Genomic DNA, 16,547 nt, shown 5'->3' on the forward strand with positions numbered 1-16,547 from the left:
CGGCTTGGGGTTCTGGTGCTTTTTTCTCTGCTTTAGTCAGCAGAGAGCCTGAAAGCCGACACAGAATGTGTCAGATAATGCACTTGCTCTTCGAGAGAAGAAGAAGCGGCTGCGGATTCATGCACCAAGGCTGAGTTCTGCTGGGTCACACTTTCCATTTCAATAACGGCCTGTTCGATCTGATTAATGCCCCGACTCTGTTCATCAGAAGCAGTGGAAATATGATCCATCAAAACATCAACCTGATTGACTGAGGCGATAATGGCGCTGATCGCTTCACCGGTACGTGAAACTTGATTCGAGCCTGCTTTGATATTTACCACGGATTCCGCAATGAGCGTTTCGATTTCTTTAGCGGCCACCGCACTGCGTTGGGCAAGATTACGCACTTCACCCGCAACGACAGCAAAGCCTCGACCTTGTTCTCCGGCTCGCGCCGCTTCTACTGCTGCGTTGAGCGCGAGAATATTAGTCTGGAAAGCGATGCTGTTTATCACGCCAATAATGTCTTCGATCTTTTTCGAGCTGCTGTTGATCATTCCCATGGTGACGATCACTTCTTGCGACACTTTCTCGCCGGTTCTCGCATTTTTCACTGCTTCACTGGTCAGACGGCTCGCTTCCTGAACGTTTTCAGTATTCTGTTTTACCGTTGCGCCCAGTTCTTCCATACTCGCGGCTGTTTGCGTCAGCGCTGCGGCCTGCTGTTCGGTACGCGAGGCCAGATCGATATTCCCAGCGGCAATCTCTTGTGACGCATGAGAAACAGTCTGAGTCGAGTGACGAACCCGGCTGATAATGTCTGTTAATGAAAGACGCATCTGTTCCATGGTCGTCATCAAATCCTGAATCTCACTGCGTGAGCCCACTTTTACCGGTACTGGCGTGTTTAAAATCCCTTCGGCTATCTGTCCACAATGTGCTTTTGCGTTGTTCAAAGGGTTCAAAACATAGTGCTTTATAAAAAACAGTACAGCGATAATCACCACCAGGAACAGCAAGCCAAAGGCGATAATTAAGCCCATGCCAAAGCTGAAATGGCTTTGCGCATCTTGGTTGAGCGCTTTCGCATAGGCTTCATGCTGCGCCAGCACCTGATCGAGTTCAATTTCATATTGCCGATCCAGACGGGCAACAGTGGCAATTTGCTCGTTAAAGCGTTGTTGATTATTCGCTTCAGCGGCGTCAAGCAGGGGTTGGATACCTTGTTCACGGTAAGCCAAATAGGTTTTACGGTAAGCATCAGCCACCGCATTTTCGCCGGGAAGTTTAGGCGCATTTAAATAAGCTTGAAAAGCCATATCCGCTTTAGCTATGACGCTTTTCGCAGCATCCAACGTATCTTTTGATTGCAGATTTTGGCTGGTTTCCAATGTTTTCATATATTCCATCAGCCGTACACGCAACGTACGGCTGTGGTTTATTGGATCAATAATTGAAAGTACGACGCGAATCTCTTTATTAACGGCATCAAGTGATTGGTTACTTCGGTTGAGCAGCCAGAAATTGGCGCTCATGCTGGTAAAAAACACTATAAAAAGAGTGAGTAAAACAAGTAATGAGGATTTTTTAAGCGACATCTCGATATCCTGAGGAAGGGCACATGATGCAGCTGTTATCGGTTTAATTTCGCAAAGATTTAGTGCTAAAAGTTACTCATGCAGCAGATGGCAGTTTTTATCACTTATCCCTTTAAATTCAGCGGAATGCGATTTCAACGGCAGTTTGTTTTTAATGCGGCGACCCACATCGGGACAAGGTGCGTGAGTAATCCACCTCATCAATATGCCTTTTATTAGGAATCTCCATGATTATTGTGATTTGCTTCAAAACTTCCAGCTACTGAGAGAAGATTAAAAGGTTCCTTCTAAAACGGGGATTACTGAGGTTATGGATAGCTACGCTATGTTTCTCGCGCGATAACGAATCGCTTGCTATCAATAGCCAGAATAAAATTGCTTAATGCTTTAATTTTATAAGGAATTTATCTTTATGAGTCACAGTCATCCGCACAGCAACTCGCTCTCAAAAAGCACGCTCTGGCTGGCACTTTTAGTGGCTGTTACTTTTTTTATGGAGAACCTGGATGCGACGGTTATCGCGACAGCAATTCCGCAGATGGCGAGAGAGTTTGTTGTTAGTCCCGTAGAACTGAATATCGGTATTAGCGCGTATCTGCTTGCGGTAGCGATCTTTATTCCGATAAGTGGATGGTTGGCCGGTCGAATCGGCGCGCGACGTGTCTTCGTGGGCGCCATTCTGATTTTCACTCTCGCCTCTGTGATGTGCGGCATGAGTAAGAGCCTGCCGATGTTTGCTTTCAGCCGCATATTACAGGGGATTGGCGGCGCATTGATGGTGCCTGTAGGGCGCATGGTGGTGTTAGGGATGACGGCAAAAAAAGATATGGTTAAAACGATCGCCTTTATCTCCTGGCCTGGCTTGATCGCGCCGGTGTTAGGGCCACCGTTGGGCGGCGTAATCGTCACCTACAGCCATTGGTCGTGGATATTTTGGCTCAATATTCCGCTGGGTGTTCTGGCGCTGATCGCCTCATTTTTCTTGGTTCCGCAAACCCGAGAAAAGGTGATCAGAGCCTTCGATATTAAAGGCTTCATTTTTACCGCGTCCGCATTTGTAATGATGATTACCGGTCTGGAGCTGATGGGGCATGGTGAAATCGACAGTGGATGTCTGCTTATTGCGGGCGGTCTCATTTTTTGTATTTTAACGTTTCGCCATAGCTTCGTTCATCCCCGTCCGCTGCTGCCTTTTTCAACACTGACGATTCAGACCTTCAGAAGTGCAGTGGTAGGAGGCTCACTCTTTCGCGCCTCCATTAATGCCATTCCATTTTTGTTACCGCTGCTGTTCCAACTGAGTTTTGGCTGGAGCGCGGTTCAGGCTGGCTCTATGGTGTTGTGGGTATTCGCTGGCAATTTAGCAATGAAACCCGCTACGACCTGGTTAATGAAACGATGGGGTTTCAGACGCATTCTGATGTGGAATGGGGTGATCAGCCTGCTGGCTATTTTAAGTTGCCTGTTATTAAGCCCATCACTGAGCTATTACGCTATTGCCGTTATTCTATTTATCGGCGGACTGACGCGTTCATTGCAGTTCAGTTGCTATAACAGTCTGGGATTTGCCGATGTGCCACAGGACAAAATGAGTGATGCATCCGTTATTTTCAGTATTTTTTTCCAGTTTAGTATGAGTGCGGGTATTGCACTTTCAGCACTGTTTCTGCGTATATCAATGGTGTGGAATAACCATCACACACCTGCTCACGTTGATATTAATCTGGCATTCATAGGTATTTCTGTCTTGGTTCTTTTTTCCATGATTGATGTGTACCGGCTGGAAAAAAGTGCAGGGCAGCAGGTCTTGGGTTAATACGATGCGTTAATTTTTCAATAAGGATGCCAGCGTGACTGATATTATTGCCCATCTACATTCGAGCGCATTTGTGCTTGCAGTGCCTGATCTGACTAAAAGCGCAGCGTATTTCCGCGACGTTCTGGGATTTCATTTAACGTGGCCAGAAGGATTGGGATGGCAACAGGCGAGTAGGGGAAGTGTCCGTATCATGTTGGGCCATTCACCCAATGCTCTTTCACCCGCTGATACCGGCGATCATAACTATTTTGCCTATCTCTATGTGGATGATGCCGATGCGCTTTATGAAGAATTTCTACGTCATGGCGCGATTCTGGTAGCGGCCCCAGAAAACAAATCACATGGGATGCGGGAATTTACCGTAGCGACACCGGATGGTCACAGGATGATGATTGGTCAAGACTTAACCTAAGGGAGCCATTAAACCAGGCATAATGCAATCTGTTACTTTACTTAGTTACATCATTCAATATGACTTTATATAAAACAGGGTGCCTTATTCAATAACCTCACTCGTTGAAGAATATTCCTGTCCACGCTATTCAGAACAATCATCGCAACGCTAAAACAGTACTCTCGCTGCTCGAAAACCCGCTCTCTAATACATCTCTCTATCTAGACGAGAATAATTTCGTGATGCCGAATATCAGGAGTAGTGCTTCAACCTTGACAGGATTACGTGGGTCACCGTGAATGATTTGTGAGTCATTCATTATCATCGAGGCTAATTATGTGCGAGGTACTCATTATCGGGGCCGGGCCTACTGGCTTAGTGCTGGCCATCTGGTTGACTAAACAGAAGGTTAAAGTACGTATTATTGATAAAAGCGCGGGCCCCGGAGATTCATCTCGTGCCATGGCCGTTCAGGCCCGGACGCTCGAGCTTTATGAGCAAGTAGATTTAAGCGAAAAGGTCGTTAACGCCGGTCATCAGAATCCTTCCATCAATTTGTGGGTAAAAGGAGTGAGACGGGCAAGCCTCTCATTTGGAGATGCAGGAAGAGATGTTACACCTTACCCGTTCATTCTTGTTTATCCGCAGGATGAGCATGAAAGATTGCTCATTGATCAACTTACCGCGCTCGGAATAGACGTTGAACGAGAAACTGAACTCATAAAAATGGATGACGATGGGCAAAAAATTACCGCTTGGTTAAGGTTGCCAGATGGCAGAGAGGAAATGTGTGAAACACAATTTTTGGCAGGTTGTGACGGTGCGGGATCAACAGTTCGTCATCAGTTAGGTATTGGGTTTCCGGGCGGAACGTATAATAAAATATTCTATGTTGCAGATGTTGAGCTAACCGGGCTAGAACCCGCAGACGAGGTACATGTAGCGCTGGACAGCGATGATTTTGTTGCTGTGCTGGCTTACGGCAAGTCGGGTAAGCGTCGATTAATTGGGACAGTGCGCGCGGACAAAATTATCAATAACAAACCGCTCACGTTTGATGATGTTAGTCATCATGCATTGCACAATCTTAAAGCCACTGTGAAAAGCGTAAATTGGTTTTCAACGTACCGGGTTCACCACCGGGTGGCAGAACAATTCAGTAAAGGCCATGTTTTTTTATTGGGCGATGCAGCCCATGTGCACAGTCCAGCGGGCGGGCAGGGAATGAATACCGGCATCCTGGATGCGATAAATCTTGCCTGGAAGCTGGCTGCGGTTATACGAACTCACGCGCCTGAAAGCCTGCTAGAGAGTTATGAACTGGAACGTCTCTCGTTTGCTCGCAAACTCGTCTCTACCACTGATCGCATGTTTACGCTGATGACCAAAGAAGGGAGCGTTGCCACACAATTTAAAATGCATGTTCTTCCTCTGTTTGCCAGCCTGATTTACAGCTTTGGTAGCACCCGCAGCGCGCTGTTCCGAATCATTTCACAAACCATGCTGGAGTATCACCACAGCCCACTGAGTAAGGGAGATGCAGGCAAAATCAGGGGAGGTGATCGACTGCCGTGGCTCGCGCCTGAAGGATATGACAATTATGTGCCGCTCAGAGAAATGACCTGGCAGATACATATTTTAGGCACAGCGACAAAAGAACTTGTCGATTGGTGTGAGGCTCATGCGATTCCGCTGCATAACATAGCTTGGAAACAGGAATATGCGGTAAAAGGCTTCGCTGAAAATGCCGTTTATCTTATTCGTCCAGACACTTGGATAGCAATGGTTGATCAGCAAGGAAGACTTTCCGCCATAACTGATTATTTCACTGCGCTGGGTTTTGAGCGCGTAGCGCTGAGTAGTAAGCTGGATAAGTAATGTGAAGACGATGCGCGCCTGCGCGAGATTTGAATCCTTAACAAAGCCGGATTAAACGAATTTACAGCGAAGAACGGATTGATATCAACGCTAAACCTGATGAGCATGCGCGCTAGATTCTCATGGGTGATACGCCATCGCTTAATTGATAATCCCTGTTCACAAAAGTTTCTGTTAAATACTCGATGTTTTGTGCGCAAAAATAGTAATTGCCGACTGAAAACCCCATCAAGCTGTTTTACCTCATCCTTAAAATAAAGCAACACGCTGAAAACTGGCCAATTTTTAGCAAAAGTCACAGTAATAAAGCCTGCGTTTAAGGAAGCAAAAAAAATGAAAGTGCAAAAGATCGATCAGCCCGCGTCCATAGAAAAGTTAGAGCCTTGGGGAAGCGTTGAGGGCTTACCTGATACACCGACTATTCAGCTATCCGGGCTGCAAAAAATCATTCCCGGCAAAGAGAATGTTGATACCGGTATTTTTGAATGTACAGCCGGAAGCTATCGACGCTCAGTCAAGCAAGCAGAAATCATGCATTTCCTGAGCGGCGAGGGCTCATTTACGCCAGACGGCGAAGCTACCTTGACGTTCAAACCAGGAGATTCTTTTTTCTTTGAAGAAAATACCCAAGGCACGTGGGTTATCGAAACACAGATGCGTAAGCTGTATGTCATTTTTGATGCGGCCTGAAACTGCCGTTCAGTGTCATGAAGTAATATAGAAAAATACTGACATAGCGCTGGCTTACCGTTATGGCGTGTAAGCCAGCCCGAAGAATTAATTATTAGTAAACTGAAGGAAATAGTGTGCGCTTAAACCCAAGATTGGCGAGGTTCCTTGTTATCACATTTAACATAATGTTGATTATGCGCACCTTTATTACTGCAGGGTAACGGAGTGGGTTTTTGGGCCTGGTAGCCTTGGGCATCGCATGAAAATTGCTATGTTGTGTTGGATTACATCAAGGATGATGTGATATGCGTTGCCGAGAATGTGGGCAAGTGTGAAGCGGAGACGTGATGCTGAAAATCTACTGTGGTTGAGAAAAAAATGATTGGCAAATGGGTTAAGCAAGCATCTAAATCACATGTGACAAAATTTAGATGCCGCTGGTTAAATCTTTATGCACCAAAGCCCCCGTCAATGGTCAGTGCCGCTCCTGTCACCATGCTCGCTTCCGGTCCGGCAACCCAATACACCATGCCAGCAACTTCGCTGGCATGAGCATGTCTTTTGATCGCCATAAAGCTGTGCATCGTTTCATTCATTGGCCCTTCGGCCGGATTCATATCAGTATCAGTTGGACCGGGTTGGATCACATTGACCGTTATTTCGCGATCGCCAAAATCTCTTGCCAGCCCTTTGGCTACACCTTGTAATGCAGCCTTGCTGGTGCCGTAAGCTGTGAGCCCTTTCATCGGTATCCGATCGGCATTAACAGAACCGATAATGATAATTCGGCCACCTTTATTCATCTCTCTCGCCGCTTCGACGGCGGCAAAATAGGGAGCGTGTATATTAACGATGAATAATTTTTCAATCTCATCAGCAGCTGTCTCAAGCGGATCGCCAGCACTTAATAATCCTGCATTAAACACAAGAACATCCAGCGCGCCTGCTTCGGCTACAGCCTCTATCAGCGCATCACGATCAGATACATCAAGCTTGATTGCCTGACTTTGCGTTTGCTGAGCTATCGTCTGTGCCTTCTCTTCGGAACTGGCATAGGTAAAAGTAACGCGATCGCCCTGTTCAGCGAAGCGGCGAACTATCGCTTCACCGATACCCCGGCTTCCACCGATGACGAGCACTTTTCTTGCCTGACTGTTTTCATTTTCGCTATGCATGTTAATTCCTCAAATCTGCGGCGAAAATTTTTACGCCGTCAGATTTACGATTCTCTCAATGTGTATGGCGCATAAAATTTGCAGCAAAACGAGTTTATTGCCCACTTTTGCTGAAGCCCCGCTGGCTTTCGAGGGATGATGTGAGAAGGTCAGCACTAAAGAGTAGACTCATGGAGGTCATCTCACCAAATAGTGCGAAATAGTGTCAATCGTTGCATCAAATTGGCGCGCAATATTGAAATAGTGTTGAGAAATAACCACATCAGCTTAGAAAATCACCCTGCTAAACTGTTTAAATTAAAAGCGCACGGTGTTAAAGAATAGCGATTAACCTCTAATTTTGATGATTTGTTGTAATAAGTTACCTGTAACGGCAGGATATAATAATGATTATTACATTTCATAAAGAATATTGTCTTTTAAGTTAACGCATTCTGTCATGCCCTTATCTGCTCAATAGTAAATTTGGCAATGAAAAACATGCGCGAATAAATTTAAACATTTTTATCTTTCGAGAAACGCTCACCCTTATTCAATGAAAAAGAGCATAAACGCACATGTTATGTAATTAATGGCTATTTATGATGCTTATTTCAACACTTGCTCATGTTCTCACCACATGCGCTGTATGTAATTAATACAGCCAACTCAATAGGTTAGATATTTATCGTTAAGTCATGCATTAAAGGATGATAATGATTACTATTATGATAATATCGTGGAAATGCTGGCGGCTTGTAGACACCACGTGTGGAAAAACATCCTTTTAACGGTATATTAAATCTACGCACTACTTTAAACATCAGTGAATTTCAGGTTTTAAATGAGACCAATTATGAATCACATAGTGTATGTAGTTGATGATGACCCATCCGTAATCTCTGCGCTCAATAATCTGCTTAGCTCAGTGAATTATGACGTTATTCCTTTTTCCTCACCGCAGGAATTTTTGGCCTATAACATTAATCCCACGCCCTGTTGCCTGGTTTTGGATATTAATATGCCTGGCGCTGACGGTTTTGATGTGGTCAAAACCTTAAATGCGCGGGGCTATTCCATTCCTACCATATTCCTGACGGGTTTTGGTACCATTCCTGTGACGGTAAAAGCGATGAAAACGGGCGCGTATGAATTTTTGACTAAACCTGTTGATCCCGATCGCATCCTTGAAGCCGTGGCGGAAGCGCTGCGTATTTCTGAGGAAAATATGACCTCATCTCAGGAGAAGTTAGAGATGACATCACGGCATCAGACGCTGACGCCACGTGAAAGCGAGGTCATGATGCTCGCGATAAGCGGGCTTCTTAACAAACAGATCGCCGCAGAGATGGGCATTAGTGAGATCACGGCAAAGGTTCATAAACGTCGAGTGATGGATAAAATGAATGCGCGTTCCCTCTCTGATTTAGTCAGAACAGCAGAACGACTCAATATCATGAATAACCGGCGTCGATAAAGGAGCCGACGCCTTCGTAATTTTAGGTGGCGTAGGGCTCGTAACGCAAAACTGTGCCCTTGCGGGCACACGATCTTTACTGCTCGGTGGGTAACGTAAACCAGAAGACGCTGCCGAAGAGAGGACGATTTTCAGCTTCCAGCTCGCCACAATGCTTTTTGATAATGCTTTTGCTGATGGTCAACCCCATTCCCATCCCCTCTTTTTTAGTCGTATAAAACGAATCAAAAATACGCTTATGAACCTCTTGTGTCAGGCCGGTTCCATTATCAAGCACCTCGAAGCGAATCGTCTCAGGTGTAGGATTAAAGGTTGAAAGTGTCAGTGTTCGGGTCCGATCGTCTACTGACGACATGGCCTCGATAGCGTTGATGACTAAATTCAGTAAGACCTGCTGAATTTGAATCCGATCGCAAAATATCTCCGCCTGGTTTGCCCTTAGCTGCAACTCCAGCGAAACCCTTTTGCTTTCAAGTTCCATGCGTGACAGCGACAAAATATCTTTCGCGATAAGATGCAAATTAGCCGGTGCATAGGCGGAATCGTGGTTCCGCGTCAACGACTGCAAACCACGAATAATTTCACCCGCACGTTTACCTTCATCGATAATCTCATCCAGACTCAGGCAGGCATTTTCCAGATTCAGCGGTTCACGCTTCAACCAACGGAGACTTGCGCCTGCATTTGCCACAATTGACATCAACGGCTGATTAATTTCGTGGGCAATTGAGGATGTTAGCTGGCCTACCGTTGTGGCACGAGAAACGCGGGCCAAATCAGCTTGTGCGATGCGCACCGCATCTTCCGCTCTGCGCTGAAGCGTAATGTCTGCAATGGTGCCAAAGTATTCTTTAACCTCCGGCCAGTTATCCACCGGTTGCCCTATCCCCTTGATATAGCGACATTCACCATCAGGTCTTATTACGCGAAACTCCGCCTGCATAGTGATCCCTTTTCGAACGCTGACATTGACGAGTTCATTGATACATTCAAAATCATCAGCGTGAACACGGGTCAGGAAATCGGCCATAGACAATCGATCCTGATTTTCAGGTAGGCCAAGAATTCGGCCATATTCATTCGATACGATCATCATGTCCTGTTCAATTTCCCAGCTCCATGTGCCGGTATGGCTGATTTTTTCTCCCAACATCAATGAAGTCTGACTATCACGCAGCTGTTTCTCAACGCGACGTCTGTGAATGTTTTCTTCCAGCAGTTCGGCATACAACCGTGCAGTTTCCAATGAAACAGCAGCCTGCGCGCTGAGGGTTTTTACAATGTGTGAATGCTCTGCGGTAAAGACATCGGGCATCAGGCGATTTTCCAGATAGAGCACCCCAACCATATTGGCCTGTTTAAACATGGGCACACACAAAACAGCCGCGCCGGAGGCAACAAGATACGGATCCTGACTAAACGGGCTGAAATCTTCAGGCTTGCCCGTGCGAATCTCCTGCCCTGTTCGAATCACAGCAGAGAGCACTGAAAGCGGTAAATCTGTCGCTGCGGGTCTTTCTCTCGCTATTTTTACTCGAACGCCATCCGCTGTCGCTTCTGCCCACGCTTCTGTTTGCGGAATATTGCCATCCAGCACGCGAATCAAATGGCAGCGTTGCGCACCTGAACGTTCAAGCAACATCCTCAGTAGAATATGAATCAACCGATCCAGATTAATCTCTTCGGTTAAAGCCCGAACCGCCGTAACCACGCTTTCAAGATCCTGGATCGATTCATCCTGAGCAAAAGGAATGGTCGCAAATGCACTACTTTGCCCCTGCGTGGTCAGATGCGGATGGCTCTGCTCAAGCAGACGAACTTTGGCAATCGCTCCCCAGTTTTCCCAACCGCTCATCGCACCTTTAAAATAGGCATCTGCGGCGATATCTAATTTAAAACTTCGGGCGCAGTGACCTGCCAACTCATTGGCCAACGCATTGATGTGGGTAAAACCAGCCTGGCGAGAAAGCGCAATCGCCGATTCATACTGCGCCAGAGCAGGCCCTAATTCGCCGGCAAGCCTTGCCAGTTCCGCTTTGATTAACGCTTCTTTATCTGCAAACAGCGCCGGGTTGAGCGCTACCCATTCAGAAATGACGTTAAGATGGCTTTTCGCTGCACGGTAACTTGAAGGATTGTTTGATTCGTGACGCATTGACAAGGTATGAGAAAGCGTACTGTAGAAATGCAGATCCATCAGATAAATATATCCCGGCACCGCACTGATGAGCTGTGTTGCGAGATCGAAATAGCGCAAAGCGTCTGAATATTCACTGGCATAAAAATGGGTCATCCCGCGATAGATCCAGGACCAAAATTGCACCATCGCTTTCGGCCCGGACATGAGCCCCGGCTCACTGCCAATTAATGTTTCAGGATACCAATCAAAACCGGTGAATGTGTGCCCCGTTCCGTTGCGTAAATGCATCACAAAGTACTTCTGCATTAACAGAACGTTTTCAACATCTGGATAATAGGATTTTTGGGTAAAGGCCAGACCACGTTCAATTGAGGTCAGGACGGATTCCAGATGATCGCCGCGCGTCAGATAATTCATGATCTGATGGCGCAACGCGAGGCAGGCAAAGGAACGATCGCCATGCGCAACAGCCACATTAAAACTTTGCTTTGCGCAATCAATAGCGAACGACAAAGGTTGCGTCCAAATCCCCACTTGATCGAGGGGTAACAGCGTCCGGGCTTTATAGCGGGTAAAATCATGCTGTTCCGCCAGTTGTGTAGCCAGCAGACCGCATTGATAACCAAAGTGATACGCTTTGTAGCGATCCGAAATCAGCACGCTAAACCATGCCAATCCAAATGCTGAAGCGCCCGTTAATCCATGGTCCAGCGTCATTTCCAGCATCTTACACACCAACAACAGGTGCAGCTGCGGACAATCATAGGAAGAGGCAAAGATGGTGCTGGCCATCAAATTCAATACCGACTCTTTCTCACGATCCGTGATCAAAGGCAGCGAACCTAATATCGCTTCGGGGTCGTCACCTAACCGGGTTTTAAGCGAATGCCAGGCCGCGTGACATTCAGCATCATCAGGATAACGATTGAAATGCAAACCAAATACCGCGAGCCAGGCAAGCGCCGTTTCTAAGGCTAAATAGTTGTCTGACTGGCGCATATGAATCTCAGCTGACAAGCAGGCAGCGGCAGATTTTTCGGTCAGATTGCCCGGCATACTTAACAACTGCGTGCAAAGCTGCTGAGCCTCGCTGAGATTCCCTTGCAGGAATTTGCAATCTGCCTGCTCCAGGCTTATGGCAAAATCATTGCGTTGAGTAAGTTGGCCATTCAGTGAATGTGCCGTCTGCAAATAACGTAATGCCGAGGTGTAATCCCCTGCTCGCTTTGCTTGTTGAGCCGCCATAAAGCTAAGTTGATAATAATTTTTACTCTGCATTGACGTCAGCGGAACGTCACACATCAACGTAATGTGATGCACGGCACGGAACAAGGTCTCGTTGCCTTCAGCCCGCCTGGCAGACTCCGCTAACAGGCAGGCAGCTTGTTGATGTAGGCGAAGCTTTTGTTTAAAGCTAATCAGTGAAAATGCGGCATCGTGAACGCGATTGTGGCTAAAAGCATATTCATCGAAGGTGAGCGTGATAAATTTTGCGCTAATGGCAGGCGCAAGCCGTTCCTGAACTTTTAGCACACTCATGCCAAGAATTTGACTGATTAAAGCGAGATCGCCGTTACTGCCTAAACAGGCAAGGCATCCTAAAAGCTGGCGCGCCGACTCCGGCATCCTTTCGAGCTGCTTTACCACAATACTCGCGACATTATCTGTGTACTGGCGAGCTTTCAGGGCTGTTTGATCATAGTGCCATTTCAGTGGGTCTTTACTGTAAAAAACCAGCCCATCCTCTACCGCCTGCCTGAAAAACTCCCGAATAAACAGCGGATTGCCGTGCGTTTTTTCATGGATAAGTTGAGCCAGCTCAAAGGTGCTACTCGCTCGGGTATGCAGTGCGCCAGCGAGCCAGCGCGACACCGCTTTCACCGAAAGGGGTTCAGGCGTAATGTCCATGACGCGCGCGGCTGATGCTCGTATGCGGGTAAGAAAGCCTGCAATCAACGGGCAAGGCATCGATTCTGCATCTCTGTGTGTAACAACCAGCATGAAAGGAAGATTTTCGTTGCGCACAATCAACGTTTCCAGCAACTGCAAGCTGGCATGATCTGCCCAGTGAATATCATCGATCAACATCACCAGTGGCCTGCCGGGCGTGGCAAATACGTTGAGTAGGCGACAAGCCATTTGATTAAAGCGTTCACGCGCATCCAGCGTGTCCATCTCTAAAACAACCGGCGCACTGATATTGAGCAGTTGTTTTAATTCAGGCACCAGCTCTACCGCCAAAGCAACGTAATCATCGAGGTAATGTAAAAGCCGCGCTTGCCACGCTTTAACATCCGCTGCGGATAAACCAAGCAGATATAACGTCACCCTACGAAATGCCGACGCTAATACCGAGTAAGGCACAACCGGTGAGTGCTGATCGGCTTTGCTTACCGTCAACAGGATGTGTTTGTCCTGCAATTTTTTCAGTGCGGTCGCGATAAGCGAAGACTTTCCTGTGCCCGGTGCACCGCTGATCATCACCAGCGTTTGCGTCGAACTGCGATGCACATCCTCCAACGCTTGAATCAACAGTCGCGCTTGCGGATGGCTGGTAAAGAGCGTTTCAGCACGAAAATTCGTCGTGAAACGCTCCTGTAAGCCAGGCGTAAACAGCGCAATCTCATTTTCGGGCGTTAACGTCGCCTGGCAGCGGCGAAGATCCGCGATAAGCCCGTCAATAGTTTGATAACCGTTCGCCGGTGATTTTGTCATCAGCCGCAGCAAAATAGCGGACAACATCGGTGGCACATCGGCTCTGACACACTCCGGTGGGCGCGGTGCCGTCGCAATATGATGGTGAATCCATTCCGCCTGCCCTGCATCGGGAGAGCCGAAGGGCAACTTGCCGGTCAGCATTTCATACAACACAATGCCAAGGCTGTAGAGATCGCTGAGGCTATTTACCGGGTTGGGCGTGCGTCCGGTATGTTCCGGCGACATGTAGGCTAACGTGCCGCCAGAGGCACGAAAGGTATTCTTCAACAGTGAGTGAGCCGCCGTGGAGGCCAGGCCAAATCCACCAATTCGGTAAGAGCCTTGATCATTGAGGAACAGATTGCCGGGTTTAATATCGCCATGCACGATGCCCTGATGGTGCAATTCACTCAAAGGAAGGCAAAGCTGGATGGCTTTTCGCAGGTAATCACTGATTTTTTCGGTGGGCGTACCTATGATTTGTGCCAACGTTCTGAAGGGAAAAACCGGATAAATCAGCGAATAGCGGCCATGATAGCGTGAGTGGCCAGAGGGTTTTACCGCCCATAGTGAGGAAAGTTGGGTAGAAAGAGCGAACTCATTTTTTAACAACTGCGTGCTCTGAAATGCCACCTCATCGCTGGCAGCTGTCGCCAGGATAAACATCTCTCCGACAGAAGGCGTGCCAATATACCAGGCAATACAACCATCTTGCGTCAGCAAAGTGAGTTTGGCATCGTCTGAGAGCGTAATGCCCTCATCGTCGTTCTCGGATGGAATGACAGAAATGATACTCATCAGCGTGCTTCCCGTTGAGATAACTCGCTACGAATCAGTGTCAGGAGCGTATCAACATCAATCGGTTTGCGCAAAAAGGTTAATGCGCCGAGCGCGATGGCATACCACTGCATGTTTTCTTCTTGATCGGCCGAGATGAAGATCACCGGGGGCAAAGCCGATTTTTTCTTCAACTCTGCAAAAAGTTCAAAACCACTCATTCCTTTTAAGCGGATATCGAGGATCAGCATGTCGACGTCATCAAGCGCAGTGTCATCGCAGAGCAGCTCTTCGCCAGACGCATACGCCCGGGTGGTATACCCATCAGAATGCAGTAAATTGCTCAGTCCGCTACGCACTGAGCGTTCATCATCAACAATGACAATACGATGAGACAGCATCATGCTGTTATCCTCTGATAATCCTCACACGTGCACGAGGATGTTCCTTAAGGTGTTTTTCCTCCACCCGGAGGCGGGGTTCCGCTGATTGTCGGTACGCATTCAGGGTGAAATCAAGCCAGCATAACGGGCTAACAAGTGATTAACCGCTTGTCTGGCGGAATACAGACCAACATGCCCAGCAACCCCACTAATGCTGCAATGGCTGGCCAGCCGCAAAACGGACCAGCCAGCTTAGCAATTAGCGAACCGGTGCAGGTACCGGAGCCAGAGTCTGGTGTTCGCTCTTCTGACGGGAAGGCGCTTTGTGCACCATGGTGTAGGCATAATCAACGCCAATACCGTAAGCGCCTGAGTGCTCTTTCGCGATATCCATTACCGCGTTGTACGTCTCTTTGTGTGCCCAGTCACGCTGCCACTCCAGCATCACCTGCTGCCAGGTCACCGGGATCACGCCGGCCTGGATCATGCGCTGCATCGCGTAGTCGTGGGCCTCTTTGGTGGTGCCGCCTGACGCATCCGCCACCATGTAGATTTCGTAGTCGCCTTCCAGCATTGCGCACAGGGCGAAGCTGTTGTTACAGACTTCCGTCCACAGGCCGGAAACCACCACCTTTTTCTTGCCGTTAGCGGCCAGTGCGTCACGCACTTTCTGGTCATCCCAGGAGTTCATTGAGGTACGCTCAAGGATGTCCTGGCCCGGGAACACGTCCAGCAGCTCCGGGAAGGTGTTGCCGGAAAAGCTTTCGGTCTCAACGGTGGTCAGGACGGTCGGGATGTTGAAGACTTTGGCCGCTTTGGCCAGCGCCACCACGTTGTTTTTCAGCACCTGGCGGTCAATTGACTGCACGCCAAAGGCCATCTGTGGCTGCTGATCGATAAAAATAATCTGGCTGTTCTGTGGCGTCAGGACTTCAAGCTTTGAATTAGACATGAATTTACCCATTGAGGTTAATGTAACTGGATTTCCGTGAATATCAGTACGGATCAAAGGTGACAGTAGCCAGATGCGAGGCCGCTTTAGGGCTCAGGCATGCGCATGACGGCAAGGCCGTCAAACATCATCATGCTAAACCGGTGGTCACTGTCAGGCCGCAGTGTAGGAGGCTTTCTTTATACGCACTATTATCTCTGTGTATAACTATACGAAGGTATAGGTATCCTTTCGTATAACTAGACGCTGCCACTTCAGTCTCACCATAATCCTGTTCTGTTCGTGCTCTGCTTTCCCTGCGGCAGCGCATTTCCCGTCCTGCGGCACAGCCGCCCTATTCGGACATACCAGTTCAGGAGGATCTATGGTTTCGCTTGGTAAAGCAGAGCTGATTTTAACTAACGGCAAATTTCACACGGTCGATCGGGAAAACCCGGTTGCTGAAGCCGTTGCCATTCGTGACGGCAAGTTTGTTACCGTTGGTACGCTGGCAGAAGTAATGGAACATCACTGCGAAGGCACCAAAGTCATTGACCTCAAGGGCCATACCGCCGTGCCCGGCCTCAACGATTCTCACCTTCACCTGATCCGCGGCGGCCTGAACTACAACCTGGAGCTGCGCTG

General features: G+C 48.0%; 11 protein-coding genes. 6 read left to right on the plus strand and 5 right to left on the minus strand.

Annotated elements, in window-relative coordinates; all coding sequences use genetic code 11:
- Nucleotides 1-32 precede the first annotated feature (32 nt).
- On the minus strand, nt 33-1,580 hold the full coding sequence (locus SC127_RS15005; protein ID WP_332627031.1) for a methyl-accepting chemotaxis protein: 1,548 nt from the start codon (nt 1,578-1,580) through the stop codon (nt 33-35).
- Between the two features lie 412 nt (nt 1,581-1,992).
- Between SC127_RS15005 and SC127_RS15010 the strand changes: the two genes are divergently transcribed.
- The 4 genes from SC127_RS15010 to SC127_RS15025 all read left to right on the plus strand — a co-directional run bounded on the left by SC127_RS15010 (nt 1,993) and on the right by SC127_RS15025 (nt 6,361).
- Nucleotides 1,993-3,396: an MFS transporter gene (locus tag SC127_RS15010; protein WP_332627032.1), complete on the plus strand. Its 1,404-nt coding sequence runs from the start codon at nt 1,993-1,995 to the stop codon at nt 3,394-3,396.
- Between the two features lie 34 nt (nt 3,397-3,430).
- Nucleotides 3,431-3,811 (plus strand): VOC family protein, encoded by a 381-nt coding sequence (locus SC127_RS15015; protein ID WP_243079109.1) that lies wholly within the window; start codon nt 3,431-3,433, stop codon nt 3,809-3,811.
- 318 nt (nt 3,812-4,129) lie between these two features.
- The gene (locus tag SC127_RS15020; RefSeq protein WP_332627033.1) at nt 4,130-5,671 is read left to right on the plus strand and encodes an FAD-dependent monooxygenase; all 1,542 of its coding nucleotides are present in this window, start codon (nt 4,130-4,132) and stop codon (nt 5,669-5,671) included.
- 333 nt (nt 5,672-6,004) lie between these two features.
- A complete protein-coding gene (locus SC127_RS15025; RefSeq protein ID WP_332627034.1) occupies nt 6,005-6,361 on the plus strand; it encodes a cupin domain-containing protein in 357 nt (118 codons plus the stop codon).
- Nucleotides 6,362-6,792: 431 nt separating this feature from the next.
- Here SC127_RS15025 and bdcA read toward each other — a convergent pair whose 3' ends face one another.
- Nucleotides 6,793-7,518 (minus strand): SDR family oxidoreductase, encoded by a 726-nt coding sequence (bdcA, locus tag SC127_RS15030; protein ID WP_332627035.1) that lies wholly within the window; start codon nt 7,516-7,518, stop codon nt 6,793-6,795.
- A gap of 835 nt (nt 7,519-8,353) precedes the next feature.
- Between bdcA and SC127_RS15035 the strand changes: the two genes are divergently transcribed.
- Complete coding sequence (locus SC127_RS15035) at nt 8,354-8,974, plus strand: response regulator transcription factor (RefSeq protein WP_332627036.1); 621 nt, start codon at nt 8,354-8,356, stop codon at nt 8,972-8,974.
- Between the two features lie 76 nt (nt 8,975-9,050).
- Here SC127_RS15035 and SC127_RS15040 read toward each other — a convergent pair whose 3' ends face one another.
- From SC127_RS15040 to SC127_RS15050, 3 genes are all read right to left on the minus strand, one after another.
- Nucleotides 9,051-14,609, minus strand: a complete 5,559-nt coding sequence (locus SC127_RS15040) for a trifunctional serine/threonine-protein kinase/ATP-binding protein/sensor histidine kinase (protein WP_332627037.1) — start codon at nt 14,607-14,609, stop codon at nt 9,051-9,053.
- Nucleotides 14,609-14,992, minus strand: a complete 384-nt coding sequence (locus SC127_RS15045) for a response regulator (protein WP_215848392.1) — start codon at nt 14,990-14,992, stop codon at nt 14,609-14,611. The genes SC127_RS15040 and SC127_RS15045 overlap by 1 nt, the downstream gene beginning before the upstream one ends.
- A 238-nt stretch (nt 14,993-15,230) precedes the next feature.
- Nucleotides 15,231-15,923 (minus strand): hydrolase, encoded by a 693-nt coding sequence (locus tag SC127_RS15050; RefSeq protein WP_215848393.1) that lies wholly within the window; start codon nt 15,921-15,923, stop codon nt 15,231-15,233.
- A 364-nt stretch (nt 15,924-16,287) separates the two neighbouring features.
- On the opposite strand from SC127_RS15050, the gene SC127_RS15055 reads away from it, so the two are divergent.
- On the plus strand, nt 16,288-16,547 hold a 260-nt coding region (locus tag SC127_RS15055), incomplete at its 3' end, for an amidohydrolase family protein (protein ID WP_332627038.1).

This window comes from Pantoea sp. T14, from assembly GCF_036663535.1.
GTDB classification, from domain to species: Bacteria; Pseudomonadota; Gammaproteobacteria; order Enterobacterales; family Enterobacteriaceae; genus Pantoea; species Pantoea phytostimulans.